The sequence below is a fragment of the Clostridium sp. CS1-1 genome, from assembly GCF_056135525.1.
Genome location: NZ_CM148680.1, coordinates 646,188 through 672,811 on the forward strand (window position 1 = coordinate 646,188; position 26,624 = coordinate 672,811).

Sequence of the window (26,624 nt, forward strand, 5' to 3'; positions counted from 1 at the left end):
GAGGGTTTTCTTATTGTTTAATGAATATCACCGGTTATCGGTGGTCATAATTTGGAAATTCTCTGGACCTCCGAGGTGTTAGAGGGGAAGGTCGTGAGCCTCTTGCTACTCACTAAATTTAGAGTAATTTAATCAGCTCTTCTAACTCTTCAGATAAAGTTTTTGCAATCGTAAAATCAGTATCTTTTAAAGCCAATTCTATTTTTGTTTCTACTAATTTTTTCTTTTGTTCAATTTCTAAATAGTCTTTGTCAAAATGACCAGCATAAATCATCTTTCTAAATTTTCGTATACTCATTTTTCTAACTGTCTTATCTTCAATGATTAAAACGAAATCCATACAGTTAACTATAGAATAGAAATCATGAGAAATCATTAAAATTGCACCGTTATAGTTTTCTATAGCTTTTTCCAGCGCCATTTGTGAATAGGTGTCTAAATGACTTGTGGGTTCATCAAGAAGCAACAGATTTGCTTTACTAGCAGAAACCTTAGCCAATTGAAGCATATTTTTTTCTCCACCAGATAAAGACACTATCTTTTGATTAATGACTTCTCCTTCAAACCCATAGTTTGAAATGTATGCTCTAATTTCCTCATAGGTTTTAAAACCAGCATCTAAAAACTCTTCAAGTATCGTATTGGACTCATTTAGTGTTTTGCCTTGAAGTTGAGATAAATAAGCCATTTTAACCTGTTCATTTATCTCGATAGAATCATGATTGTTTTCAAAGATTTCTCGTAGTAAAGTCGTTTTTCCAGTACCATTTGAACCGATAAGGGCTACTTTATCAGTAGATTTAATCTCAAAGTTAACATTTTCTAGAAGCATATCATCAAAGCTAGCACCGTAATCATTAACTTTTAAAACAATGGTTTCTTCCAATTCATTATTTGTAAATAAACTGATATTGGGCTGTTTAATATTTACAAATGGCGCTTTAATTCTACGCTTTTCTAATCTCTCTTGAATTTTAACTCTAGCATTTAGAGATTTCCCTTTAGCAGATTCAGCGTTTTCAGTTGCGATAATTCTTAGTTTTTTTATCAACTTCTCGTTTCTCTCAAGTTCTTCAGTATCAGCAGCAGCTAGTTCTTGTAACTCAATTTTAGTTTGAAGTAATGTGAAGTTATAATCTATATAGCTTCCATCAAACTCTTGGAGCTCCATGTTCTCAAGGTGCAGAATTTTGTTAAAACAATGATTCAATAGATATCTGCTGTGCGTAATAATTAACATTGTTCCCTTGTGTGAATTAATTAAGTTTTTAAGAGAATTAAGGTTTTCAAAGTCTAAAAACACATCGGGTTCATCCATAATCATTAAGTCTGGACGATTTAGCATTTCCTTAATTACTTGAATAAGCTTAAATTCCCCACCACTAAGTTCGGACACCATTAAATCTTTACACTTCATCAAGTTTGCAAGATTTAGGTTTTTATTAATGTTCTTCTCGAAATCGTCCCCATTAATTGCATCAAATGCATCTAAAGCTTGCTGGTACTTTTCTAGTAAAGAATCAATATCGGTGGATGTTTCCATTTCAGCACAAATAGATGTTATTTCATTTTGTAGTTTAATAAATTCTTCCCCTATATATTGGAAAACCGTAATTTCTTTTGTTTTGTCCAGTTGTAAGAATTGACTTACATACCCAATTCTACAATTTGGGTCTATCTCGAGCTTCCCATCAAACATATATTTTTCTGGATCCATAATTATATCTATCAATGTACTTTTTCCACTGCCATTTGTTCCTATAAAGGCACAATGCTCTCCATCTTCTAATGTAAATGAAATATTGTTAAATAGGTCCTTTTGCGGAAATGAGTAGGACAAGTTATCAACTTTTATCATATTATTACCTCTCTTTATCACTAAAAAAGAGCCTATAAAAATAAGCTCTTCAATATATTCTCTTATCATTTGCAATTTTACACTTGATTTTTATGCAGTAAAGATAATCTATTGAGTTTAACATTGATAGCATAACACTTTTTTCGACTAAGTTCAATCATTTCATATCAGAAACAAAAACTGTCCCAGTTTTTGTAAAGGGTCTGGTACCTGGAATGGGGTCACACCGGCCACCTAATTGTTTTTAGCCCATGTAAAAGAATACAATATAGGACATAAGTGGTCGCAGGAATCTTTAAAAATGCTTTTTCAAGCATATCTGTTATTTCAACAGTTGTAAGCTTACGTTCTTTCTGAGTCTCTATTATTTCTATTTTTAATTCAATAGAATATCTACCCATGAAAAAATGCACCTCCAAATATTAAATATGATTATATCATATGTCTAATATTTGGGGTGCACTTCATGAAGAATGTGTGATTCTTTCTATTTAATTAAACATAGGCTATATATAGCAGCAGTAGAATGAATAAAATTACAAAGTCTCCATGGAACACAGCTTCTTGTATTAATATGGTCATGCCTTGTGAAAAATATGACTGTAACCTTTTATAAACAGAAGAATTGTGATAACACTAGATAACAGGTCTGTTATGGGCTGTGCCAGCCAAAGTCCATCCTGGCCCATGGCTCTTGGTAGAAGAAATATGGCTAATGCCAGTATCACAGATTGCCTTGATATGCTTATAAATATCGCGGTTTTAGGTTTTCCTGTGAGCATCATAAAGCCAGAACCAAATGTAGGGATAGAAGCGAGCGGAAGAAGAACTACATATTTCTTTAAACCATTCACAGCAATATTTACTAGTTCAGAATTCTGGGTGAAAAGATTAACGGAGAATTTAGGAAACATCTCCGCTATCAGGGTTCCTAAAGTTAATATGGCAGCGCCGAATAGAATAGCCAGCCCAAGGGTTTTTATCGTCCTGGAATAGCTCTTTTTTGCATAATTATAGCCGATGATTGGTTGAAATCCCTGTGCTATTCCATAAACTGGCATTAAAAATAACGATGTAATAGAGTTGAGTACTGTCATGGCTCCAATTGCCAGTTCTCCTCCATATAGGTTTAAAGAATAATTGCTGACGATTTGTGCAATACTGATGGATAATTGATTGGAAAAGGGAACTAATCCGATTATTAGTATGGCCTTTATTGTCGATGGATACAATTTAAAATTCATCTTTTTAAGCACTAAAGTACGCTTCAATTTTATTAAATAGTATAGTCCAAGGATTACCGTAACAAATTGTGCAAAAACTGTAGCTATAGCGGCTCCCCTTATACCCATGTGGAATACATAAATAAAGACCACATCAAGTATTATATTCAAGATACATCCAGTAATTGTAATCATTGCTGAAAACATTGGGTTTCCGTCGGTTCTCACTATAAAAGGCATACAAAAGCCCAGCATATTGAATACAGTGCCAATCATGATGATTGTAATAAAATCCTTGGTATAGGATAATATTTGGCCGCGTATACCAAGTGAATATAATATCTGGTTTTGAAAAATCAGATATATTATAGTAATTGTAATCCCTAATACAATGGATAAGGTAATTGCATTTCCGGCTGAATTTTCTGCTTCTCCTTTTTTATCTTCACCTAATTTTATGGATATATTAGAGCTGGCACCAATTGATATAAGGGCAGACAGAGCTATTACTACCGTAGTTATAGGCATCGTAAGTCCAATTCCTGTTAGGGCTAAGGCTCCAACCACTGGTATATTTCCTATAAACATCCGGTCAACAACGATATAAAGCGAATTGACTAGTAAACTAAGTACTGTCGGAACGGAATACTGTATAAGTAATTTTCCAATGGGCTTTTTTTCAAGTTCTTGTATCTTGTTCATTTTTATTACCTCCAATAAACACATTAAAGACATCTAATATCTATAATATAATTGTGAAAACCCATGGAATATGGGCTAATACATAAGTGATTAATCTTCGTCTGCTACAAGGTCTGCTTTATTTTGGGCTATTTCATAAAGTTTTTTATCCTCCAGATAATTCTCCAGAACAGTCTCTGCCTGTGCCATTACTTTTTCAATCAAACACTTACTATCCTCATGTAAATTGCAATCAAATAAAGCGCCTGTTCCTTCTGTTGCTTTGATTACATCCATAAAGGAAATAGAATCCATTTTTTTACGCAAAATGTAACCGCCGTTTGTACCTGGAGTTGACTGAATTAAATTAGCTTTTACCAGCTGCGTTAAAATCTTTGAAAGATAGGTAACAGACACATTAAAGTGAGCCGCCAGTGTTAGTACGCTAATTTTTTCACTTTTACCATGTTCTATCATGTATACAATAGTATGTAGAGCATAGTTTGTTGCTTTTGAATATTTCAAACTAAAACCTCCTTAAAGGGCATTAAAGATATTGCATATCTGTAATTATATAAATTGCAGTTGATTTTGTCAATCCTATAAACTGATACATTTTTCACACAATAAAAAGCATCATAAGTGAATTATTTACCCACTTGTTGTCATAAAGTCAGAGATAGCCTGATGATTTAGTTGTAAGTAGCCGTTGTGGAAGAGCAATAGCAGCTTTTTATTATATGGTAAGTTGAGAAGGTATATGTTATACCTGTTACGGTGAACCGTAACATAAGTGATGAAGGTTTTTACTGGAATTATAAATTTATTGTAAATCACTAATTTTATCAAAACCTATGATTGATTACACTGCTTAAAAGTAATTCAAGATAAATTGTATCATAAATAAAGGAGTCTTTTAGAGTATCTAGCTAAAAACACCGTAATAATACATTTTATCTTTGATATTGGAGATATGTGTTGAAAAAGAAAGGCATTTCTGCCATTTTGCAATATATTAAATATTATTTTTGTATAAGATCTTTTAAGTTGTTTGTGGTTACTTCAAGTTTCTCGAGAATAAGTTGTTTGCTAATTTCATAAAATGTGCTTCTATTTTGTTTTTCTTTGTTTAATATTTCATATCGATTCATTAATTCTAGGTGTCTTGAAATAGCAGATCTATCTTGAGTAAAGTTCTTCGCAATTTCTGTAATATTTTTTCATGTGTTTCAAGAAATTTTAGTTAATGGCAGTGTGTATTTAGTAATGAATAATATAAATAGAAGCTTATTAATATAATTAAGGTAAATGTATTTTTAAGACTTAATGACAATACAGGTTTAGACCATAAAAGTTTCACGTAAATTTCTATACAAAAGTAAAGAGCCACAAGGTAGCTTTAATACTTTGTGGCATAAATACACAAGTAAAACTGATCACTTTTGGAACTATTCCCCAAAGGGTGGGCAAATGCTTTAAAATTATCTAAATTAGGCAACTTTTTAAGATCGCTTTATATGTTGTTGTCTTTTAGCGGCATCTTTCCAGTTGCAAGCTTATCAAATGGATAATTTGCCTCAAAATTTCTGTTAAGCACATTGGCGACAGATCGTTTACGTTCAGGTTGTTTAAAATATTTCCTTGGGTTTATAACAACTAAGTAGCCATTTTCCTTCATTAATCTGTATACACGTTTATGGTTAACTGAAATCTTGCAATCATTAAGCAATGCATGAGTCATTCTATCAACGCCATAACATCCCTTATGCTTTTTATACAGCATCTTAAATAATCATGTTTTCTTGTTTTCTTTTTGTTAAGACGTCTCTATTTTTTCTCTACCTATAGTAACTAGAACGTTTTATTTCGGAAACTATAAGTAGTGTATTCAATGGAAAATCCTTTCTTATACATTTCGATTACTTCGTAGTATGTTTTTTTATTTTCACCCATTTTTCAACCATCCCCCTTGGCATATTTTCTTTCTCATGACTACCTTTATGGGGATATTTCAAAAGGGGGCCAGTTTTAAGTATAAATCAACACTTCTTTTTTATACTCAAAATCTCATAGGTGTAGTATAAAACGAAATTATTAGTTACATCTATTTTTAAGTGATTGATTCGGAGTTTGAAGAAAATGCGGCAGAATCATTAAAAATGAAAATCCGAATAATGATCTTTGAAAATTGAATAATGCGGTGTAAAAAACAAAAGGAACTTACATTTATTGCAATAGTGATCTTCTGAAACCGTGTAAGTATGATATAATTGTTATTAGTTTAAGTAAAAATAGTAAATTTATGAGACTTATTAATTAGTCGAGTTTTGGGGGAGAATTATGATTTTAATTATGGCTTCAATAGCACTGGGATATTTAGGTCTTAGTATAGGAACTATGTTTGGGGCAGAAATGTTTATGTATTTATTCGGAATTGTAGGATTTTTAAGTCCTGGGTTATATGTTTTGGAACAAGTATATAAAGAAGTGAGAAAGACAAAGTAATACGGAATATTCTTATAGTGTTCATTAATCATAAATTAGAAATAATTGAACAATGGTAATTTATTATGAACTAAAGCATAAAATTTTGGGGGATATAAATATGAATACTTTTAAGAAAAACACTAAACTAATTTTGATAGTAGTTTTCATTATGATTTTCGAGTGGTATGGATTAAAACAGTATTACAATTATATACCAATAAGTGCACCAACACCTAAAATTATGTACAAAAATAAAGCAATTGTTTTGAAAAATGCAGATTTTAACTGGTTTGATAAAGATAATGGAGGAAACAGTAATATTTTTGGAGACTCAGCTGAAACATTAAAAGATTATAAACCAGTTGACGTTGGGCGTGGGGATTCACTTGAATATAGCTTTCCAAAAAAACCACCAAGGATTATCTTAATAACTATAACTAAGTGGGATGGCTCACAGTGGAAATTAGTAGATAGGTATTTTAGATTTTACAGTGCTAAAAAAGAAGACAGGATACTCAAACTTCCTGCAGAAAATGGAATTTATATTTATGAAATAGATGGAGAATGGGATGAAACTCATAATACAGCAAACATCTTTAAAATAAACGTTAGCTAAGCTAAAAATAATTGTAATAGTAATTATTCAGTTCGTAATGTTCTTATCTAACGTCATAACTATAAAACCGAATATTTTATTAAAACACCGCATTATTCAGAGTTGAATTTTGGGGTGTTTTTGCGTCGCATTTCAAATACTATACGACATAACTATGCTATCAGTGATACGGAAGAAAAACTCTGATGCAGCTTCCTATTATTTATATAGCATGTTGTAGAAATAAGTTATATGCAACAAAATCGTCTGCAATAAAAAATTAAAAATATATTTTAATAGTGAAACAATCTTTGGAGAAAAGAAAATGATATTTTTAATAAAGTAAGTGGCTAAATTGTTGAAAATGAGGGGCTTTATAGATTGAATAGAAAAAATAAATAATATGTGTTTCGAAGGGTGTGTTTGGCACAATAGGAACAGTAAGAGGTTCACTTTATAACATATTCTATGTTGAAGCCGAGAAGCAACTAAACATTTCAAAATTAAAGTCCTTAAAGATATATTTGGGCACCAGCTTAGCATGTTATGATCTGCCTTTAAGTTCTTGAAAATTTTTAAAAATTCAAGGAAAACTCATTGAGAGAATAAAAAGGAAGGTGTGCATGCTTTTGCACATATACTGTATAAAAAGTTCGCACTTAATTTCTATAAACAAAAATAAGTACGAATTTTTTTGTTTTTTTATATTTGAATTCTAGTAATCTTGGATAGCTTTCAATCGTCTAAAGCGCCTTTGAGCAAGTAGAAATTGATTTTTGCTAACATTAATTTTTAAATTTTCTTTTGTGAAATCTTAGAAATATGAATTTGGCACATATTTTGCTACTTTAATAAAGCATATGAATTAAACAAGCTTGTCGTTCATTAATAAATTTAAAGGAGGCTAAAATAGATGATTAAAGTTTTATCTAAGTTTTTCACAACTCTTGTGCAAAAATTTCTTCCTGACCCACTTGTTTTCGCGATGATTTTAACATTAATTATGTTTGTCTCAGGTATTATATTTACTCCTCATACTCCAATGCAAATGGTGGGATTTTGGGGTAAGAGTTTTTGGAACCTTTTAGGTTTTGGAATGCAAATGGCGCTAATTTTAGTTACAGGTAGTGCCTTGGCTAGTTCACCACCTGTTAAACGTATTTTACAAAAGATTGCAAGCTTGCCTAAAAAACCATCTCAGGCTGTTGTGCTTGTTACATTTGCTGCAGCAGTTGCTAATATTATTAACTGGGGATTTGGTTTAATTGTTGGTGCTTTACTTGCAAAAGAAGTTGCAAAAAAAGTACCTCGTACAGATTATAGATTATTGATTGCAAGTTCTTATATTGGTTTTATGACTTGGCATGGAGGATTATCTGGTTCAGTTCCACTTTTAGCGGCAACTAAAGGAAATCCAATGGAAAAGGCTATAGGATTGATTCCTCTAAGTCAAACTATTTTTGCTCGATATAATATCATTATAAATATCGCCTTGATACTTATACTACCTTTGATGACAAGAATGATGATGCCTAAAGACGAGGATGTTATAGAGATTGATCCAGCTTTATTAACTGAGGATGATGTTGCTGCTGTTAATGCTGTTGTAGAGGAAAAGACATTTGCTGTACGTGTTGAAAATAGTAAAGTTATTGCATGGTTAATTGGTATTCTCGGGTTTGTATATCTAGGATATTACTTTACACGTGGCGGTACAATGGATGTTAATACTGTAAATATGATTATGTTCTTTGCAGGTATAATTCTTCATGGTAGTCCTTTATCTTATATGAACGCTATAGCTAGCGGAGCAAAAGGGACAGCTGGTATAATGGTGCAATTTCCATTCTATGCTGGAATACAAGGCATGATGGATTTGTCAGGATTAGGTGGCTTGATTACCCAAGGTTTCGTTAGTATATCGAGTGTACACACATTCCCATTCTTAGCATTTTTAAGTTCAGGATTAATTAACTTCTTTGTTCCATCCGGTGGTGGACACTGGGTTGTACAGGGTCCATTCATAATGCCAGCCGCACATGCGCTTGGTGTAAATCCTGGAAAAGCAGCTATGGCAATTGCATATGGTGAAGCTTGGATGAATATGGCTCAACCATTCTGGGCATTACCAGCCCTAGCTATAGCAGGTCTTAAAGTTAGGGATATTATGGGATTCTGCGTAACAACCTTGATTGTAGGTCTTTTAATATTTGGTATCGGTTTAAGTTTCTTTTAACAAGTGTGAAAGTAATTATAATTTCTTAGTGAGTTAATAGAAGTATTTTTGGGAGATTATAAAATTAAATAGTTGATTTTGAAGTTCTTAATTGTGTTTCAAATAATATATCTTAGTTATTTTTAGATATAAAAACCACCCCATTAAGTAGATTTTATATAAATGTCTACTTAATGGGGTGATTTTATTATTAAGCTACAACGTTTTCCACTTGCTTGACATGAAACTGAATAAATATATAATTAGAAATAAGAGTATATTTGAAAAAATTGGAAAAAGATTATTAGGGGGGATTCTGATGCGGCTTTTTAGTATGCGTTTTAGGCTTATGATTATCCTTACACTTGCAGTGGCAGTGCCACTCATTGGAAGTGGATATATATTAATTCACCGTGCTGAAGAAGCTATGAATTCTGAGAAGGAGAGCAAGCTTTATGGAATAGCAAGAACGTTGGATGCCAGCATGATAGGGGATTTTGAATCCTTATTGCCAGCAGAGGCTAAGAATGCTTCTCATGACGAAAAGGTACGACTACTTAACCAAAAGTTATCAGGGGTTACTGAGAAATTTACTTCAGGAAATCCAGGAGTAGGAGCCGGGTATTATTCTAAAGATCTCGACTGTATTATTACTTATGGACCAAGTTCTGAGTATGGCTCAACTGTTGGACAAGCAATAAGTAAGGAGCATTTGGGGCGTGAAGTAATGGCAAAAGGGAGGCCTTTGACTGCACGCGGTAAGATGGTCAGAGGAAACATTTTAAATGCCATGGTTCCAATTATTCGTAATAATCGTGTCATCGGATACGTATGGGCTAACGAAATGACTAAAAGTATAGAGAGTCAGATAAACGCGATGGAATCTGTAATGTACATAGTGCTGGCTGTTGCTTTGGTGCTAGGGCTAAGTATCAGTTTGACTTTGGCAAACAGAGTTTCTAATTCTGTCCACGGTATTATTCAAGGACTATTGAGGTTACGTAGAAATTTAAGCCACCGATTACCAGAAATTGATGGGGAATTTGGAGAGATTGCTTTTGCTATTAATGGAATGGCTCAAAGCCTAATGAATACTCGTTCACATACAGAAATTATCATGGAGAGTATGGTAGATGGAATTATTACAATTGATAATGATAAAAAAGTAACTGCTATAAATAGTGCTGGCTATTGTATTATGGGATTAAATCAAGATGTGATTGGTATTAATTATACAAGCCTTTTTTCTGATAATGCTAAAGTGCTTGACATATTGTTAGAAACTTTGCATGCAGGTAAAAACTTTATTGGATATGAAGTAGAATTTACTCGTCCTGATGGTGTAACGGTTCCTATAAGTGTTAGTACTTCCATGCTACATAACAATCAGAGTATATTAGGTGTAGTTGTAGTCTTCAAAAATTTATCAGAACATAAGGCCTTTGAAGATTGTGTAAGGAGAGTGGATCGTCTTGCTGCAGTTGGGGAACTTGCTGCTGGTGTAGCACATGAAATACGTAATCCTTTATCAGCTATTTCAGGGAGTGTGCAAATCTTGGTGGATGAATTGCCAAAGGAGAATTCCTCACGAGTTTTCGGAGACATTGTATTAAAAGAAGTTGAACGACTTAATGGTGTCATTGAAGACCTCTTATATTTTGCTAAACCTTCAAAACACTACGTGACATCTATAAATCCCAACGAACTTGTGGAAAATGCGCTTCTTTTACTTTTACCGAGTTTAAAAAAAGAGATTGTTGTTTTAGAGAGACACTTTGATTCGTCAATTGGAATTATTTCTGTTGATACCCAGCTCATTAAACAAGTTCTGATTAATCTATTATTAAATGCGATACAAGCACTTCCTCAAGAAGGGGGAAAAATCACAGTTATGACACAGGAGGCGATTAAAGGTATTGAGATTATCATAAAAGACAATGGAAACGGTATTGATCAGGAAAGTTTACCTAAAATTTTTGATCCTTTTTTTACCACTAAGGATGCAGGAACGGGTCTAGGACTTGCTGTTAGTAACAAAATCATAGAAATTCACCATGGATACATTCGAGCTGAAAGTGCCGTTGGTGTTGGAAGTACATTTACAATCTACTTACCATATGAAAGTTTACCAAAGTAAGAAAGGGGGAAGGACAGTATGTCAGGAAATATCCGCATTTTAATAGCTGATGATGAGGCGAGCTTGAGATTGGTGCTTCAAACAGCAATAAGTAAGCTGGGATATGAAGTAGATACCGTTAAAAATGGAAAGGAGGCACTGTGTATAGCTCAGGAAAACTATTATGATGTTGCAATCCTTGATATCCGCATGCCAGAGATGGATGGATTGCAAGCATTTTATGAAATTCATAAAATCAAGCCTAATTTGCCAATTATTCTTATGACCGCATTCGGGAGTTCGGAAATTGCAGTTGATGCCATGAAACAGGGTGCCTATGACTATATATTAAAACCTTTTAATCTTGAAAAGGTAAAGATTATTGTAAATAGAGCTATTCGCATGCAACAATTGACTCGAGAAGTAGTATATCTTACGCAGGAAGTAAAAGAGATAACCATGACAGCAACGGCTCCAGGTAAAATTATTGGGGAAAGCTCTAAAATCCAAGAAGTATATAAAATCATTGGCCGAGTAGCGAATTCAAAGGCTACGGTATTATTAACAGGAGAAAGTGGAACAGGTAAAGGGATGGTCGCTAAGACTATTCATTATACAAGTGATCGACGAGAAAAGCCTTTTATTCAAGTGAATTGTGGTTCAATTCCAGAAGGCTTGTTAGAGAGCGAAATATTTGGGCATGAGAAGGGAGCATTTACAGGTGCTTTTTTTCAAAAGCCTGGAAAATTTGAACTAGCGGAAGGAGGGACACTTTTTCTAGATGAGATTACGGAGATGAGTCCAAATCTTCAGGTGAAACTTCTTCGAGTATTACAAGAAAAAGAATTTGAACGTGTTGGAGGTACAAAAACACTTCATACCAATGTACGTATTATTGCAGCAACGAACCGTGATCTTATTAAAGAAATATCTGAAAAGCGTTTTCGGAAGGATCTATATTATCGGCTTAATGTCGTTTCAGTATGTTTACCTCCGCTTTGCGAAAGAGGAGAGGATATTGTTTTACTAGCTGATTATTTTTTAAAACGTTTTTCAGAAGAAGTAGGACGAGAAGGTATGTTTTTTGCACCAGAGGTATTAGATATTTTTCGTAATTATTCTTGGCCAGGAAATATCAGAGAATTAGAAAATGCAGTTGAACATGCTATTATCATGAGCAGTACTCCTGTTATCTTGTCGGAGCATCTTCCACTTAGTATAAGAGTAGAACATGTGGAAGAAGATGATTTCGTTAATCAGAAAAATGGCTATTTCAAACCTTTACGAGAAATATTGTTGGAAGTTGAAAAACGCTACATCTCTGAAGCTATAGAACGAACAGGCGGAAATCATACACATGCTGCAAAACTCCTTAAGATTTCAAGAAGAGCACTTCTTTATAAGATTCACGAGAATAATCTCGGTTAAACTAGGCAAGTAAAACTGAGGCTCCCAAAGATTCATAGTTGCTTAAAAATAGATATTTTCCGCGATTCTTCCACCATAACTTCATATGTGGCGGAAGAATTATTTTACCGAAGAAATAATCAACACTATCTTGTTTTAACTTGTTAGTAACATGAGAATAGTCATCTCTTGACGGTTACTTTGGATAGATAATATTCCAGTAGAGCAGAATAATATATTTATTACTCCGGTCAAAAGTATCAACAATGTAGGAAATGTCGACATGTTTTTGTTTACATTGTTATACATATGTGCTAAAATTTAAGGCTATGTTAAAGAATAATGTTGAAAATTAAACTTTTTATTTACATACAAAACAATGCAATTGATATATAATTAAATTGGTTCATGTATGTTTTTTGAAGAAGAATATGTGAAAAAGTATAGCAAGAAGACTTAAATTAAGTCTTCAGTAGGATTAATTAGAGGAGGACATTTTATGAAAATCTCAAAGAAAGATGCGTTGATGTGGTTTGAATTTTTTTCAATATTGCCAGAGGATGAGGAACTAATGATAAAACAACAAGAAATCATATACGCTACCTTTGCGCAAATTGAGGCAGCGATTGACAATAGAAATGATACGTTAATGTCGGAAATTAGAGGTTTAAAAACTTTGGAGAATAGAACTTTTTTTGTGGGAAATGAAAGCAAATTCTCACAAGGATGTCGTTCTTGTCTAATGGGCACTGGGTTGGGTGCAATTAGGAAAACGAACAAATGTAACATAGAGTGTAAGTTCTGTTACAATTATGGACATCTAGAAGATATTCCTCCAGTTGGCGAAGGTATGTGGGAAATTGGAGGTACAAAATTTTATGAGAAGGATATTGATTTACTTCTTTCCATCCACCAGAAACCGACTGGCATTGCCTACGTTTATTTAGAGCCATTTATGGAAATTGAAAAATACTATTCGATGATAAAGAAATTTAGTGATGCTCAAGTTTATCAACATTTATACACAAATGGCATTTTGGCTACGGAAGAGACATTGAAAGCATTAGGTGAAGCCGGTCTTAACGAGATACGTTTCAATCTAGGTGCTTCTAATTGTTCAGACAGAGTGATTGAAAATATTAAAATAGCGAAAAAATATATTAAAAATGTAGGTATTGAAACTCCAATGACTCCTGAGTTTTTTGAAGCATTTTTTAAGAAAAAGCAAGCAATTTTCGAGACAAAACTTGATTTTATCAATTGTGCAGAGTTACATTTAAATGAGAATAACATAGACAATTATTATGGGGAAAACATGTATACTTCTAGACATGGATATATATCTCCAACTTGGAGTAGGGAATTAACTCTGAAATTCATGAAAATAGCCGATGAAGAAAACTGGGATTTAGCAGTTCATGATTGCTCAAACAATACAAAATTTGCAAGAGATTTAAATTTGAGTAGCAAAGAGGGTAAGTGGTTCGGAGCTAGTAATTATGCATGTGAGTTCTCTAAGGTTCCATACGGAGTATTTTTACCAATACTACGTGATGACAATTTCAAATTTTTAAGTGAAGAAGAATTACCTGACGGTTATAAACCAGGAGAAATGATTTTTTAGAGAGTTTTGTCAATTTGTTTTTAAGACAAAAATTTGCCGTCAATCCATAAAATATAATAAATTTTTTAAAGTTGTTAGAGTTTAGTGTTTTCAAGGTATATAAAGGTATAATATATTATAAAAAAATAAAGTATAATAATCTTAGATAATGAACACTAGATATGAAAGCCGTTGTTAAGATAAATGAATGATATCAGGGATTTAGAAACTTTTAATAATAAAAAACAAGGAATTACTACGAGTGAAAATGGATTAGTAGTAATTCCTTGTTTTTGTTGTAGAAACAAGCGAAATCACTATTTCCTTAACTATTTTCGTTAATAAACTAGAATAATAATAATTGAGTTATCATGTACAGCTTTATTTATTTGTATTAAAACAATTTGTTTTAATACAAATAAATAGTAGATAAACATCACAAGAGGAACCTTCGCTAAATATTTAATAGTTTTGATTTCCTAGTATTAGGAAATGTATTCAAGATTATGTTTACAGTATTAATGTATAATAGTTTAAAGAAGACTTATTCGCTTTAATGGTAATAGTGGAGAAGAGGGATAGAATGTTAAATAAAAGAGGTGAAAGTTATGAGTAAAATAGTGGAAATATGCTGTGGAAGTTATTATGATTGTATACAAGCTTATAAAGGAAAAGCCGATAGAGTAGAATTAAATAGCGCTTTGCATATGGGGGGATTAACACCTAGTATTGCTAGTCTTGTTTTGACGAAAAAAAATACAAATTTAAAGGTTATTTGCATGGCAAGGCCTAGAGGCGCTGGTTTTTGTTATGGGAAGGAAGATTATGAAACTCTATTATTGGATGTAAAAATTATGATGGAGCATGGAGCAGATGGAATCGCATTTGGGTGCTTAGATGATAAAGGTAATATCGATGTTTTTCAGACAAAAGAAGTGGCTGATATAGTTAAATCTTATGGTGAGGAAAAAGAAGTGGTATTTCATAGAGCATTTGATTGTGTTAATGATCCATATGAAGCAATAGAGACTTTAATTAGACTAGGTGTAGATCGTGTTTTAACTAGTGGTTTACAAGAAAAAGCTATTCAGGCATTGGATCTGTTAAAGAATTTACAGGAAGGGTATGGAGATAAAATTCAAATACTAGCAGGTAGCGGAATTAATGCTGGTAATGTTAAAGATATTATAGAGTCTACCGGTATTAATCAAGTTCATAGTTCTTGTAAAGAATGGTTAGAAGATAAAACTACAACTAAAAATCATGTTAGTTATGCATATAGTAATGATGCTTATGGTTACGATGTAGTGGATTCTAACCTAGTTAAGGAATTGGTAAACAAATGTAAAATTTAAATTAAAAAATGAGACCCTCGACTGTTATATCGAGGGTTTTCTTCTCTTTTTTGAATTTGTTACAGTATTATTAGAGGTGAACCATGCCACAAATGATTGAGTTTTTTATATTTAATATGTATTTTTTCATAAGGAGTAAGTCATAAAAGTTAATCCTTACTCTATAGCATATAAATTGTTAAGTATACAACAAAGTATTCTTTATGACCATAATATGTTTTTAAAGTTTAAAATATTTTAATAATTAAAGGTTGATGTTATCATTTACTCATGATAAACGATTACAAAGCTTAATATAAAGTAATGAAGGGAAGGTATTAAATATGAATTATTTTGAAGAGAGCTTAAAGCTTCATGAAGAAAATAAAGGTAAGATAAGTGTAGTGTCAAAAGTAAAGGTAGAAACAAGAGATGATTTAAGTCTTGCATACACTCCAGGTGTTGCGGAACCATGTAGAAAAATTCATGAGGATGAAGAAAACGTGTACAAGTATACTTCTAAAGGAAACATAGTAGCTGTAGTTACAGATGGATCAGCAGTACTTGGTCTAGGAAACATAGGACCAAAGGCTGGATTACCAGTTATGGAAGGAAAAGCAGTACTTTTTAAAGAATTTGCAAACGTTGACGCATTTCCTATATGCTTAGATACCCAAAATGTTGATGAGATTGTTAATGCTGTTAAACTTATAGCTCCTGGTTTTGGTGGAATTAATCTAGAAGATATAGGAGCACCTAGGTGCTTCGAAGTAGAGGAGAAACTAAAGAAAATTCTCGATATACCAGTGTTCCATGATGATCAACACGGTACAGCTATTGTAGTTATGGCAGGTCTTATAAATGCGCTAAAAATTGTTCGAAAGAAACTTGAAGATATAAAAGTTGTAGTAAATGGTGCTGGAGCAGCTGGAACAGCTATATCAAAGCTTTTAATTTCATCAGGAGTTAAAAATCTAATTGCTGTAGATAAAGTAGGAATTCTTTATAGAGGAATGGAAAAGATCGATGATGCAAAAACTGCCTTAGCAGAAATATCAAATCCAGACAATATAAAAGGAAGCTTAGCTGATGCACTAGTTGGAGCAGATGTATTCATAGGGGTTTCTGCTCCAGGAATATTAAAGCCTGAAATGGTAAAGACAATGAATAAAGATTCCATAGTATTTGCTATGGCAAACCCAACGCCTGAAATAATGCCTGAGGTTGCAAAGGCTGCAGGAGTAAAAGTTATTGGTACAGGACGTTCAGATTTCCCTAATCAAATTAATAATGTACTTGCTTTCCCAGGAATATTTAGAGGAGCATTAGATGTTAGGGCAAAAGAAATAAACGAAGAAATGAAAATTGCTGCAGCTTATGCAATAGCTAACAGTATAGGCGATGAAGAACTAAACGAGGACAATGTAATACCAAGCGCATTAGATAGAAAAATAGCAGCTAACGTAGCAGAATCTATTGCTAGGGCAGCTAGAGAAACTGGTGTAGCAAGATTATAATAACTATTCTAAGATGAGCAAAGTATAAAGGGTTAACTAAGAAAAAGTTAGCTAAGTAACTGCTTGCTGAATTCAGCAAGCGGTCAAAAGAAAAAATAAATGGAGGGATAAAAATGCAAATTCCTATTAAGAAGACGATAGATAAAATTCCAGGCGGTATGATGGTTGTTCCACTATTCTTAGGAGTATTAACTAATACATTTTTCCCACAGTTTTTAAAAATTGGTGGTTTTACAACAGGATTATTTGGGCCAGCCGCATCAACACCAATTTTGGCTTGTTTTATGTTCTTAATTGGTTCACAAATCCACTTTAAATTAGCACCAAAAGCATTAAAAAAGGGTGCACTATTAATTACAGGTAAATTTATAGTAGGTGCTGGTATTGGTATATTTGTAGGAAAGGTTTTTGGACCTGCTGGAGTATTAGGTTTATCACCACTAGCAATCCTTTCAGCTTTAACAAACTGTAATGGTGGATTATATGCATCACTTGCTTCACAATATGGTGATGAAACTGACGTAGGGGCATATGCTTTATTGTCTATAAAAGATGGTCCATTCTTTACACTAGTTGCATTAGGTGCATCAGGACTTGCTCAAGTTCCTTTTAAGGCACTTTTAGCAGTATTAATTCCAATAGTAATAGGAATGATTTTAGGAAATCTTGATGATGATATGAGAAAGTTCCTTGGAAGCAGTAAATTATTATTAATTCCATTCTTCTCATTCCCACTAGGAGCAGGAATGAACCTTGAAACTATAGTAAAAGCTGGAGGCCCTGGTATAATACTAGGAATAATAGCTGCCTTTACTGGAATAGGAGCTTATATACTTCTCAAGATATTTAAAGAAGAGCCTATAATTGGACTTGCAACAGGATCAACTGCAGGAAACGCTGTAGCAACACCAGCTGCTGTTGCAGCTGCAGACCCAGCATTAGCTGTTGTAGCAACAGTAGCTACTGCTCAAGTTGCAGCAGCATGTGTAGTATCTGCTATAATTTGCCCATTTATTGTTTCTTATGTATTTAAAATGATGAGAAATAGTAAGATGAAAAAATTAAACAAAGAAGCTATTGCATAACGAAAAAATAATTATTATAAATTTGATTAAGAAATATTTTATAATATTAAATTAAAGTTAATTTATGTATATTAGGTTTAGCATAAGCTTAAGGCTAAATAAAATGTATTAGATGGGTGTTAAATTAAACACGGAACAATGGAAGACAACAATGAAAGAAGTGCTATATAATAGGATTGAAGTATCTACTCCTATATTAATCCTTCTATCTGTATGTATGCTCTTCCATGATTTCGTGTTTTAAACTTTTTAATTATAAAATTTAAATTTACGCATATTAAGGTTGAGGTGGTGAATATGAAAAAGGCAATGAAGCTGCAAACAAAGATTACCCTATTAATTATCACAGTAGTGTTTGTTTCTATATCCATAATTATTTCTTTTGTCGTTTCATGGATGACTGGAAATATTGAAAGCAAGGCTAGAACTAATATTATGAATGTAGCTGAGATGGTAGCACATTCTAGAGAGATAGTAGATGCACTGGAGGCTAAGGATCCCAGCAGAAAGATTGGACCTTATGTTAATATACAACTTAAAAATTTAGAACAGATTGAGTATATAATTGTAGCGGATAGTGAGGGGGTAAGATATTCTCATCCCAACCCTGAAATGATAGGAAAAAAGTTTGTTGGAGGAGATCAGTATAGAGTAGTTCAAAAGGGAGAAACATATATTTCTGAAGCCACAGGGACCCTCGGAAAATCTTTGAGGGCTTTTACTCCAATATATGATGTGGAAGATAAGAGAGAAATAGGCTTTGTTTCTGTAGGTACACTTACTCACAGCATTGAAGCAGCTAAGCATACAGCTATTTTATATATAATTTTAATTGGTTTTGGTGGGCTTATAGTAGGTATAATAGGGGCGTTCTTACTGGCAAGTAACATAAAGAATACTTTGCTGGGACTTGAGCCTGAGGAAATAACAAAACTTTATAATGAAAAGATGGGAATTCTTGATGCTATTCATGAAGGGTTAATAGCTGTTGACCATAGAGGTAGAATTACTCTTATAAATGATTCAGCTTTAAATATATTACATTTTGGAAATAGTCTTAATGATGAGCAAATTATAGGCCAGAATGTAGAAGAGGTTATTCCCAATACTCGTTTGATTAATGTACTAGAAACAGGGGAATCTGAATTTGAAGAAGAGCAGAGGATAAATAATACCATAATAATGACTAATAGAGTTCCTATAATGAATAGAGGGAAGGTTGTAGGAGCTATTGCCAGCTTTAGGGATAAAACAGAGGTAACCAAAATGGCAGAAGAGCTCACTGGTATTAAAAAAATGACCTGGTCCTTAAGAGCTCAAAATCATGAATTTATGAATAAGCTTCATACCATAGCAGGACTTATACAACTGGAAGAATACGAGGAAGCTCTACAATTTATATCAGATGTAGCAAAAGTAAGAAGCAACATAAGTAATATTTTAACGGAAAATATAAAAGATGCTTCATTATCAGCTCTATTGCTGTCAAAGTATAATAAAGCTGAAGAGTGTAGGGTTAAGCTACAAATAGATGAAAATTCAAAGCTTACGAAGTTACCTCAGTACATGACTTCTGAAGAAATTGTATCAGTTGTAGGAAATTTAATAGAAAATTCTCTAGATGAAGTTAAGTATGATGGGTCTGGATTTATATATATAAAAATAGTTGAAAATGAGGATTTCTTAAGTATAAAAGTGAAAGATAACGGTGGTGGAATTCCATTAGAGCATAGAGAAAAAATATATGAGCAAGGGTTCTCAACAAAAGAAGGGCAGCGTGGACAGGGCATGTATATTATAAAGAAAATAATTGATGAGCTTAACGGCACAATAAACTTTGATGTGGATGAAGGTGTTCATTGGGATATAAATATACCAATGACAAAGAGGTAAAAGCACTAAATGGGCTTTTATGGGTAAAAGGAGGAATAAGCTTGATTGAAGTAATGATTGTTGAAGATGATCCTATGGTTAGGGAAATAAATTCCAAGTTTTTAAAAAGAATAGAAGGATTTACTTTGTATAAAGCAGTTTCTAATCTTGATGATGCAAAAAAATTTATATCTATTAAAAAGCCAGATTTAATATTACTTGATGTATATCTTCCTAAAGAAAATGGGATCGATTTCTTGAAGTGGATAAGGGGACAAGAGATAGATATAGATATTATTTTAATTACAGCAGATAAATCTATTGAAAGAGTACAGGAAGCTTTTAGAGGTGGAGCTGTAGATTATCTTATAAAGCCTTTTAGTTTTGAAAGATTTAAAGAATCACTTATTCAATTTAAGAGTAGGTATTATCAATTTAAAAAAAATGATGTAATTGAACAAAAAGACTTAGATAAGCTAGTATCTAGTTCAAATGTTTCTCAAAATGAAGATGATTTTGCCAAGGGGCTTAATAAATATACCTATAGAGCTATATGGGATGAAATGGAAAAGAGTAATTATGAGGATTTTACAGCAGAGGACCTAGCAGAAAAATTAGGGATAGCAAGAGTAACAGTTAGAAGATATCTTGAATATATGGAAAAAGAAAATAAAGTAGAAAAGCTAGTTGAATACGGTAAAGTAGGCAGACCCCAACATAAATACCACAAAATTTAATGCTATACATCTATAAAATGAATACTATTACTTTTATACAATAAAAAGCTCTTGATTTCAAGGGCTTTTAGTATTTTATTGGAAAATCAAAGTAGTGTAATATTTTAAAAATCATATATTTATAAGTAATATTAATAATAATTGTTTTAAGTAAAAACACTACAACATAAAATTAAACGTATGCTTCATTTATATAAAGTTTATTAATCTAAAAGTATTAATTTTAAATTTTTATTGTGATTATAAAGGGGATGGGTATCACGGAAAAAGAAGAAAATAAAAGAAATAAAATTACAATAGGTATTATAACTTCTCTTTGTACTTTACTTATTATATATTTTGGTATGACAATATACTTTATGAATCATTTTTATTTCGGCTCCGAAATTAACGGCGTTAATATTTCAGGTAAAACTGTAGAGGAAGTAAAAGAACAAATGACATCTGAACTACAGGCATATGTTTTGAATTTAAAAGGACGAGGTGGTAAAAGCGAAAAAATTAGAGCGATTGATATTGGTTTAAAGTATAATTCTGGTGGACAATACAAGAGTTTTAAAGATAGGCAGAATCCTTTTAAGTGGGCTTTAGTAATTTTTAATACAGAAGATTCTAAAATAACAGATGGAGTTTCATTTGATAGTAAACTGTTGAAAGAAAAGGTGAATAAACTCTCTTGTTTTGATAGTAGCAATATAATTGAACCTAAAAATCCTAGCTTCAAATATACAGAGAGCGGATATGTGATTGTAAGTGAAGTAAATGGAAACAAGGTAAATAAAGATATTCTATATGATTGCGTGGTAAAAGCAATACTTAAAAAAGAGACAATAATGGATTTAGAATCAAATGATTGTTATATACGCCCTAACTATACTGCAAATTCACCAAAAATTATTGGAATTAAAAATACTCTTAATAAGTATACGTCTTCAAAAGTTACTTATACTTTTGGGGAACTTAAGGAAACTATAGACGGTTTGATAATAAATAAATGGATTAATGTTAATCAAAATCTTGAGGTTGTAGTTGAGGAGGAAAAGGTAAAGAATTATATGAATACACTTTTTAATAAATATAACACAATTGGTAAGACAAGGAGCTTTGTTACAGCATCAAGAACTGCAATAAATATTAGTGGTGGTGATTATGGCTGGTCGATTAACACTGCTAAAGAAATACAAGATTTAATTTCAGTTATAAAAAAAGGACAAACTATAACCAAAGAACCAACATATATTAAAACAGCACTATCTTATGGTAATGATGATATTGGAAGTGTTTATGTAGAGATAGATATGACAAAACAACATTTGTGGTTTTATAAAAATGGTGTGCTTATAGTACAAGGTGATATTGTTACAGGTAATGTAAGTAGTAATCACTCAACACCTGGGGGAATCTATAGTTTGAAATATAAACAAAGAAACACTATCTTAAAAGGTCAAGACTACAGTGCTCCTGTTGATTTTTGGATGCCGTTTAATGGCGGAATTGGAATTCATGATGCAAGTTGGAGAAGTGAGTTTGGGGAAAATATATATAAGACAAATGGTTCACATGGTTGTATAAATTCACCATACTATTTAGCAAAAGCAATATATGATAATATTGAAGAAGGATATCCAGTTATTTGTTATTATTAGCTACTATATAGGGGGAGGAGGAAGCTTCGTAGTACTGGTGAATTTTATCCAACTAAAAACTAAAGGTGAAAGAGTTCTATTTAATGAGGTGGTAAATATAGAGCACATAGAAAGTAATAAGTTAACAAAGAATAGAAAGAAAAAGGTTATTCGCTTATATTATATAGGTGTGAGGAGTTTAGCAAATTACTTATTTAAATCTATATATTAACTAGAGGATGGTAAAAGAATGAAAGTTGATTTAAGCAAAATAGTTAATAATAAAAAAATTACAGCTCTAGAAGAGCAAGTACTCAAATATATAATTAATAATATTGACTCTGTTATGGATATTGGCGTCAGAGGCGTTGCAGCTGAAAACTACACCTCTACATCTACAATCATGAGGCTTTCAAAAAAACTAGGTTTTACCGGATTTATTGATATGATTTATAACATAGTTCCTCTAGTAGATAGCAGCAATACAGGAGTTACAGAAAAGTCAGAGGCATTAATAGGCACAGATATTAATTTTTTATCCAAGTATATAGAAGAAGACCACATAACAAGATTTGTAGAACTACTATCAAAAGGAACAGGAAAGTATATCTTTATTTATGCAAGAGGGTCTTCTAAAATAGCTGGAGAATATTTTAACAAAAAGCTGCTAGGCATAGGAATAAAAAGTATATTAATAGATTCTATAGGCAGTTTTGAAAATAATCTAGAAGATATGGAAATGCTAATAGTAATATCAAAATCTGGGGAAACTAAAGAGGTATTAGATAAGGTTCAAATAGCAAAGAAGAAAAATAAATTAGTTGTTTCTTTTACAAAGGAAGTTGATAATAGTGTTTCAGTTCTTTCTAATATTTCTTTTAAGATATTTGATATGCATAAACTAGATGACAGCAATTTATTACCTAACTCATTTTTTGCAAATATGATTATGTTTATGGAATACTTAATTTATAGATACTATGAAGAAACAAAAAAGGAAATAAAAGTAAATAAATAATCTAATTTGAGGAACCTGTTATCTTTTATGCTAACAGGTTTCTTCATGTTTGAAATCCATTTCGAAAAAGTGAAAACGTATATATAATAAAGCTGTAAAAGGAATTAAGTAATCAAAGCTGTAAAAAAATAAAGTAATTAAGAGGTGAAAATTATGAAGGATAAGATTATGAATGCCATGCAAAGATTCTCAAAAGCTATGTTTATTCCAGTATTAATACTTCCAATAGTAGGTATACTGATAGCATTTGGAAACATATTAACAAATGCTAAGTTAGCTCAATATGCACCATTTCTAAAAAATAACTTAATATTTGGATTTGGTAAAATACTTTCTGGATCATTAGTGCCTATACTAGCTAACCTTGGAATAATATTCTGTGTAGGTTTAGCAGTAGGACTTGCAAAAGAGAAAAAAGCAGAAGCTGGGTTTACATCGGTTTTAGTTTATTTTATATTCAATAATGCTATGAATATCTTTCTTAGTTTATCAGGTAAATTAGTTCCAGTTGATAAATTAAGAGGGTCTGGTCAGGCAGTGGTACTTGGAACGCAAGTTCTGGACATGGGAGTTTTCTTAGGAATAATTTTAGGTATAGTTGTAGCTTATTTTCATACAAGTACTGTAAAAAAGAATTTAATGGAGCTTTCCAGATATATGGAGGTTCAAGACTAGTATTCTTAATACTAATTCCGGTAGTTGTTGTATTAGCGGTTACACTTTCTTATGTTTGGCCAACAGTACAGCTCGGAATATCAAGCTTAGGATACTATATACAAAAGTCTGGTAACTTCGGAATATTTATGTATGGAATGTTAGAAAGACTTTTAATTCCAACAGGATTACATCACTTAGTTTATACTCCATTCCTATATACTCAGCTTGGAGGAATAGAAACCATAGGAGGAAAGGTTATAGAAGGAGCAAGAAACATTTACTTTGCGCAAATTGCAGATCCTTCAATCAAGGTATTATCTAGCACAGTTATATGGGATGCTAGAGGATTGTCAAAAATGTTTGGTCTAGTAGGAGCGTGTCTAGCACTTTATCATACAGCAGATGCTGATAAGAAAAAGAAAGCTAAAGCAATACTTATTCCAGCAGCAGTAACATCAATAATAGCGGGGGTAACAGAACCTATCGAGTTCTCATTCCTGTTCACAGCACCGATATTGTTTGGAGTACACGCAGTATTAAGCGGACTTGGAATGGTTGCTTTAAATATATTAAATGTAAGAGCAATAGGGCCTAACGGACTTATAGACTTCCTATTATATAACCTACCATTAGGTATAGCAAAAACAGGTTGGCCTATGTTTATTCTAGTAGGAATTGCACAGTTTGCAGTTTACTATGTAATATTTAGATTCTTAATAGTTAAACTTAATTTAAAGACTACTGGAAGGGAAGATAGTACTGAAGAAGTTAAACTTTACAGCAAAAATGATTATAAAAATAAAGCAGTAGCAGAAAAAGAAACAGAAACAAAAGCTTCAGGCAATGAAGCACTTGTAATAATAGAAGCATTAGGTGGAAAAGAAAATATTAAAAAAGTAGATAACTGTTATACAAGATTAAGATTGATTCTTGAAGATACATCAAAGGTTGATGAAAGCACATTAAAAGGAACAGGTGCAGCAGGAGTAATTAAAAAAGGTGAAAATGTTCAGGTGATTTACGGATTACAGGTAACTAGAATTAGATCTATGGTAGATGAAGCTTTAGGAATTGTAGGAGAATAGTTTTAATTTAGATAAAGTATTAGGGTAGTTGGGGAATAAAATAAATTGAAGGAAAGAGGTAATATATATGAAAAAACATTCTATTGTTATTGCAGGAGGAGGAAGTACTTTTACTCCAGGAATAGTTATGATGCTATTAGATAATGTACACCGTTTTCCGATTAGAAAATTAAAATTATATGATAATGATGGTGAGCGTCAAAGTGTTATTGGCGAAGCCTTAGAGATAGTATTAAAAGAAAATGCGCCGGATATTGAATTTTCTTATACTACAGATCCAGAAGAGGCATTTACTGATGTGGATTTCTGTATGGCTCATATTCGTGTAGGAAAATATGAAATGCGTGAGAAAGATGAAAAGATTCCTCTAAAGTATGGATTAGTTGGTCAGGAAACTTGCGGACCAGGAGGAATTGCTTACGGAATGAGAAGTATAGGCGGTATGTTAGAGTTAATAGACTTAATGGAAAAGTATTCACCAAACTGTTGGATGCTTAACTACTCTAATCCAGCTTCTATTGTTGCAGAAGCTTGCCGTAGATTAAAGCCAAATTCAAAGGTTTTAAATATCTGTGACATGCCAGTAGGAACACTTCGTCGTATGGCTGGTATTGTGGATATGGAGCCAAGTGATTTAGAAGTTAAATACTTTGGATTAAATCACTTTGGTTGGTGGACTAGCGTTAAGGATAAACAAGGAAATGATTTAACAGATAGAATCAAGAAATATGTTGCAGAAAATGGATACCTAACAGTAAAGGAAGTAGAAACTCAACACACTGATCCGAGCTGGCAGGAAACTCATAAAAAGGCAAAGGATTTATTAGCAGTAGATCCAAGATTCTTACCTAACACTTATTTAAAATACTACCTATATCCAGATTATGTTGTAGAGCATTCTAATGGAGAATATTCTAGGGCAAACGAAGTAATGGATGGAAGAGAGAAAAATGTATTTGAAGCAGCAAGAGCTATTGTAAAGAATAAAACAGCAAAAGGCGGGGAATTCCACATTGATGCTCATGCAACCTTTATAGTAGATTTAGCTAGAGCAATTGCTTACAATACTCACGAAAGAATGTTATGTATAGTAGAAAATAAGGGAGCAATTGCTAACTTTGATCCAACTGCTATGGTTGAAGTACCATGTATTGTTGGAAGTGATGGACCAGAACCTTTAGCACAAGGAGAGGTTCCACAATTCCAAAAGGGGTTAATGGAGCAGCAAGTGTCCGTAGAAAAATTAGTTGTTGAAGCATGGATAGAAAAGAGCTATCAAAAGCTATGGCAGGCACTTACTCTATCTAAAACTGTACCAAGTGCTAGAGTTGCTAAATTAGTATTAGACGATCTTATAGAAGCTAATAAAGGCTATTGGCCAGAATTGAAATAAATGTTTTAAATAGGAATTTTGCATATTAATGTTTAAATCCTATATTAGACGAGACAAAATAGATTATTAATAAAACAAGCTTCACTATCAAGTGGGGCTTGTTTCTATAGGAGGAT

The 26,624-nt window shown here is 32.4% G+C and carries 19 protein-coding genes and 1 pseudogene; 15 read left to right on the forward strand and 5 right to left on the reverse strand.

What is annotated here, in order from left to right:
- Positions 1-118 precede the first annotated feature (118 nt).
- From AC0N0V_RS02880 to AC0N0V_RS02900, 5 genes are all read right to left on the reverse strand, one after another.
- Positions 119-1,858, reverse strand: a complete 1,740-nt coding sequence (locus AC0N0V_RS02880) for an ABC-F family ATP-binding cassette domain-containing protein (RefSeq protein WP_474462033.1) — start codon at positions 1,856-1,858, stop codon at positions 119-121.
- A gap of 221 nt (positions 1,859-2,079) precedes the next feature.
- Complete coding sequence (locus AC0N0V_RS02885; protein ID WP_474462034.1) at positions 2,080-2,259, reverse strand: hypothetical protein; 180 nt, start codon at positions 2,257-2,259, stop codon at positions 2,080-2,082.
- 177 nt (positions 2,260-2,436) lie between these two features.
- Entirely contained in the window at positions 2,437-3,783 is a 1,347-nt protein-coding gene (locus AC0N0V_RS02890) for an MATE family efflux transporter (RefSeq protein WP_474462035.1), read from the reverse strand.
- A gap of 90 nt (positions 3,784-3,873) precedes the next feature.
- On the reverse strand, positions 3,874-4,287 hold the full coding sequence (locus AC0N0V_RS02895; RefSeq protein ID WP_474462036.1) for an RrF2 family transcriptional regulator: 414 nt from the start codon (positions 4,285-4,287) through the stop codon (positions 3,874-3,876).
- Positions 4,288-5,275: 988 nt separating this feature from the next.
- Complete coding sequence (locus tag AC0N0V_RS02900) at positions 5,276-5,545, reverse strand: IS3 family transposase (protein WP_474462037.1); 270 nt, start codon at positions 5,543-5,545, stop codon at positions 5,276-5,278.
- 557 nt (positions 5,546-6,102) lie between these two features.
- Between AC0N0V_RS02900 and AC0N0V_RS02905 the strand changes: the two genes are divergently transcribed.
- The 15 genes and pseudogenes from AC0N0V_RS02905 (at position 6,103) to AC0N0V_RS02975 (ending at position 26,508) form a co-directional block, all read left to right on the forward strand.
- A complete protein-coding gene (locus tag AC0N0V_RS02905) occupies positions 6,103-6,267 on the forward strand; it encodes a hypothetical protein (RefSeq protein ID WP_474460606.1) in 165 nt (54 codons plus the stop codon).
- 100 nt (positions 6,268-6,367) lie between these two features.
- Positions 6,368-6,865: a hypothetical protein gene (locus AC0N0V_RS02910; RefSeq protein ID WP_474460605.1), complete on the forward strand. Its 498-nt coding sequence runs from the start codon at positions 6,368-6,370 to the stop codon at positions 6,863-6,865.
- 892 nt (positions 6,866-7,757) lie between these two features.
- Positions 7,758-9,080, forward strand: a complete 1,323-nt coding sequence (locus tag AC0N0V_RS02915; RefSeq protein WP_474462038.1) for a TIGR00366 family protein — start codon at positions 7,758-7,760, stop codon at positions 9,078-9,080.
- 220 nt (positions 9,081-9,300) lie between these two features.
- A complete protein-coding gene (gene atoS, locus AC0N0V_RS02920) occupies positions 9,301-11,196 on the forward strand; it encodes a two-component system sensor histidine kinase AtoS (RefSeq protein WP_474462039.1) in 1,896 nt (631 codons plus the stop codon).
- 18 nt (positions 11,197-11,214) lie between these two features.
- Positions 11,215-12,603, forward strand: a complete 1,389-nt coding sequence (locus tag AC0N0V_RS02925) for a sigma-54-dependent transcriptional regulator (RefSeq protein ID WP_474462040.1) — start codon at positions 11,215-11,217, stop codon at positions 12,601-12,603.
- A gap of 478 nt (positions 12,604-13,081) precedes the next feature.
- A complete protein-coding gene (locus AC0N0V_RS02930; protein ID WP_474462041.1) occupies positions 13,082-14,206 on the forward strand; it encodes a radical SAM protein in 1,125 nt (374 codons plus the stop codon).
- Between the two features lie 587 nt (positions 14,207-14,793).
- Positions 14,794-15,540, forward strand: a complete 747-nt coding sequence (locus AC0N0V_RS02935) for a copper homeostasis protein CutC (protein WP_474462042.1) — start codon at positions 14,794-14,796, stop codon at positions 15,538-15,540.
- A 323-nt stretch (positions 15,541-15,863) separates the two neighbouring features.
- Positions 15,864-17,036: an NAD(P)-dependent malic enzyme gene (locus tag AC0N0V_RS02940; protein WP_474462043.1), complete on the forward strand. Its 1,173-nt coding sequence runs from the start codon at positions 15,864-15,866 to the stop codon at positions 17,034-17,036.
- A 113-nt stretch (positions 17,037-17,149) separates the two neighbouring features.
- Positions 17,150-18,121: a 2-keto-3-deoxygluconate permease gene (locus AC0N0V_RS02945; RefSeq protein ID WP_474462044.1), complete on the forward strand. Its 972-nt coding sequence runs from the start codon at positions 17,150-17,152 to the stop codon at positions 18,119-18,121.
- A gap of 297 nt (positions 18,122-18,418) precedes the next feature.
- Positions 18,419-20,014 (forward strand): ATP-binding protein, encoded by a 1,596-nt coding sequence (locus tag AC0N0V_RS02950; protein ID WP_474462046.1) that lies wholly within the window; start codon positions 18,419-18,421, stop codon positions 20,012-20,014.
- A 41-nt stretch (positions 20,015-20,055) separates the two neighbouring features.
- A complete protein-coding gene (locus AC0N0V_RS02955) occupies positions 20,056-20,730 on the forward strand; it encodes a response regulator (protein ID WP_474464421.1) in 675 nt (224 codons plus the stop codon).
- A gap of 251 nt (positions 20,731-20,981) precedes the next feature.
- Complete coding sequence (locus AC0N0V_RS02960) at positions 20,982-22,376, forward strand: L,D-transpeptidase family protein (protein WP_474462047.1); 1,395 nt, start codon at positions 20,982-20,984, stop codon at positions 22,374-22,376.
- Positions 22,377-22,605: 229 nt separating this feature from the next.
- Positions 22,606-23,373, forward strand: coding sequence for a MurR/RpiR family transcriptional regulator (locus tag AC0N0V_RS02965; protein ID WP_474462048.1), 768 nt, complete (start codon positions 22,606-22,608; stop codon positions 23,371-23,373).
- Between the two features lie 153 nt (positions 23,374-23,526).
- Positions 23,527-25,115 (forward strand): annotated as a pseudogene (locus AC0N0V_RS02970) (PTS transporter subunit EIIC).
- 67 nt (positions 25,116-25,182) lie between these two features.
- On the forward strand, positions 25,183-26,508 hold the full coding sequence (locus AC0N0V_RS02975; protein WP_474462049.1) for a 6-phospho-alpha-glucosidase: 1,326 nt from the start codon (positions 25,183-25,185) through the stop codon (positions 26,506-26,508).
- Positions 26,509-26,624: the final 116 nt, after the last annotated feature.

Bases quoted from the DNA above. Each gene is read 5' to 3' on its own strand.
- AC0N0V_RS02880 (WP_474462033.1), bottom strand. From the start codon at position 1,858: ATGATAAAAGTTGATAACTTGTCCTACTCATTTCCGCAAAAGGACCTA.
- AC0N0V_RS02885 (WP_474462034.1), bottom strand. From the start codon at position 2,259: ATGGGTAGATATTCTATTGAATTAAAAATAGAAATAATAGAGACTCAG.
- AC0N0V_RS02890 (WP_474462035.1), bottom strand. From the start codon at position 3,783: ATGAACAAGATACAAGAACTTGAAAAAAAGCCCATTGGAAAATTACTT.
- AC0N0V_RS02900 (WP_474462037.1), bottom strand. From the start codon at position 5,545: ATGCTGTATAAAAAGCATAAGGGATGTTATGGCGTTGATAGAATGACT.
- AC0N0V_RS02905 (WP_474460606.1), top strand. From the start codon at position 6,103: ATGATTTTAATTATGGCTTCAATAGCACTGGGATATTTAGGTCTTAGT.
- AC0N0V_RS02910 (WP_474460605.1), top strand. From the start codon at position 6,368: ATGAATACTTTTAAGAAAAACACTAAACTAATTTTGATAGTAGTTTTC.
- AC0N0V_RS02915 (WP_474462038.1), top strand. From the start codon at position 7,758: ATGATTAAAGTTTTATCTAAGTTTTTCACAACTCTTGTGCAAAAATTT.
- atoS (WP_474462039.1), top strand. From the start codon at position 9,301: ATGAAACTGAATAAATATATAATTAGAAATAAGAGTATATTTGAAAAA.
- AC0N0V_RS02925 (WP_474462040.1), top strand. From the start codon at position 11,215: ATGTCAGGAAATATCCGCATTTTAATAGCTGATGATGAGGCGAGCTTG.
- AC0N0V_RS02930 (WP_474462041.1), top strand. From the start codon at position 13,082: ATGAAAATCTCAAAGAAAGATGCGTTGATGTGGTTTGAATTTTTTTCA.
- AC0N0V_RS02935 (WP_474462042.1), top strand. From the start codon at position 14,794: ATGAGTAAAATAGTGGAAATATGCTGTGGAAGTTATTATGATTGTATA.
- AC0N0V_RS02940 (WP_474462043.1), top strand. From the start codon at position 15,864: ATGAATTATTTTGAAGAGAGCTTAAAGCTTCATGAAGAAAATAAAGGT.
- AC0N0V_RS02945 (WP_474462044.1), top strand. From the start codon at position 17,150: ATGCAAATTCCTATTAAGAAGACGATAGATAAAATTCCAGGCGGTATG.
- AC0N0V_RS02950 (WP_474462046.1), top strand. From the start codon at position 18,419: ATGAAAAAGGCAATGAAGCTGCAAACAAAGATTACCCTATTAATTATC.
- AC0N0V_RS02960 (WP_474462047.1), top strand. From the start codon at position 20,982: ATGGGTATCACGGAAAAAGAAGAAAATAAAAGAAATAAAATTACAATA.
- AC0N0V_RS02965 (WP_474462048.1), top strand. From the start codon at position 22,606: ATGAAAGTTGATTTAAGCAAAATAGTTAATAATAAAAAAATTACAGCT.
- AC0N0V_RS02975 (WP_474462049.1), top strand. From the start codon at position 25,183: ATGAAAAAACATTCTATTGTTATTGCAGGAGGAGGAAGTACTTTTACT.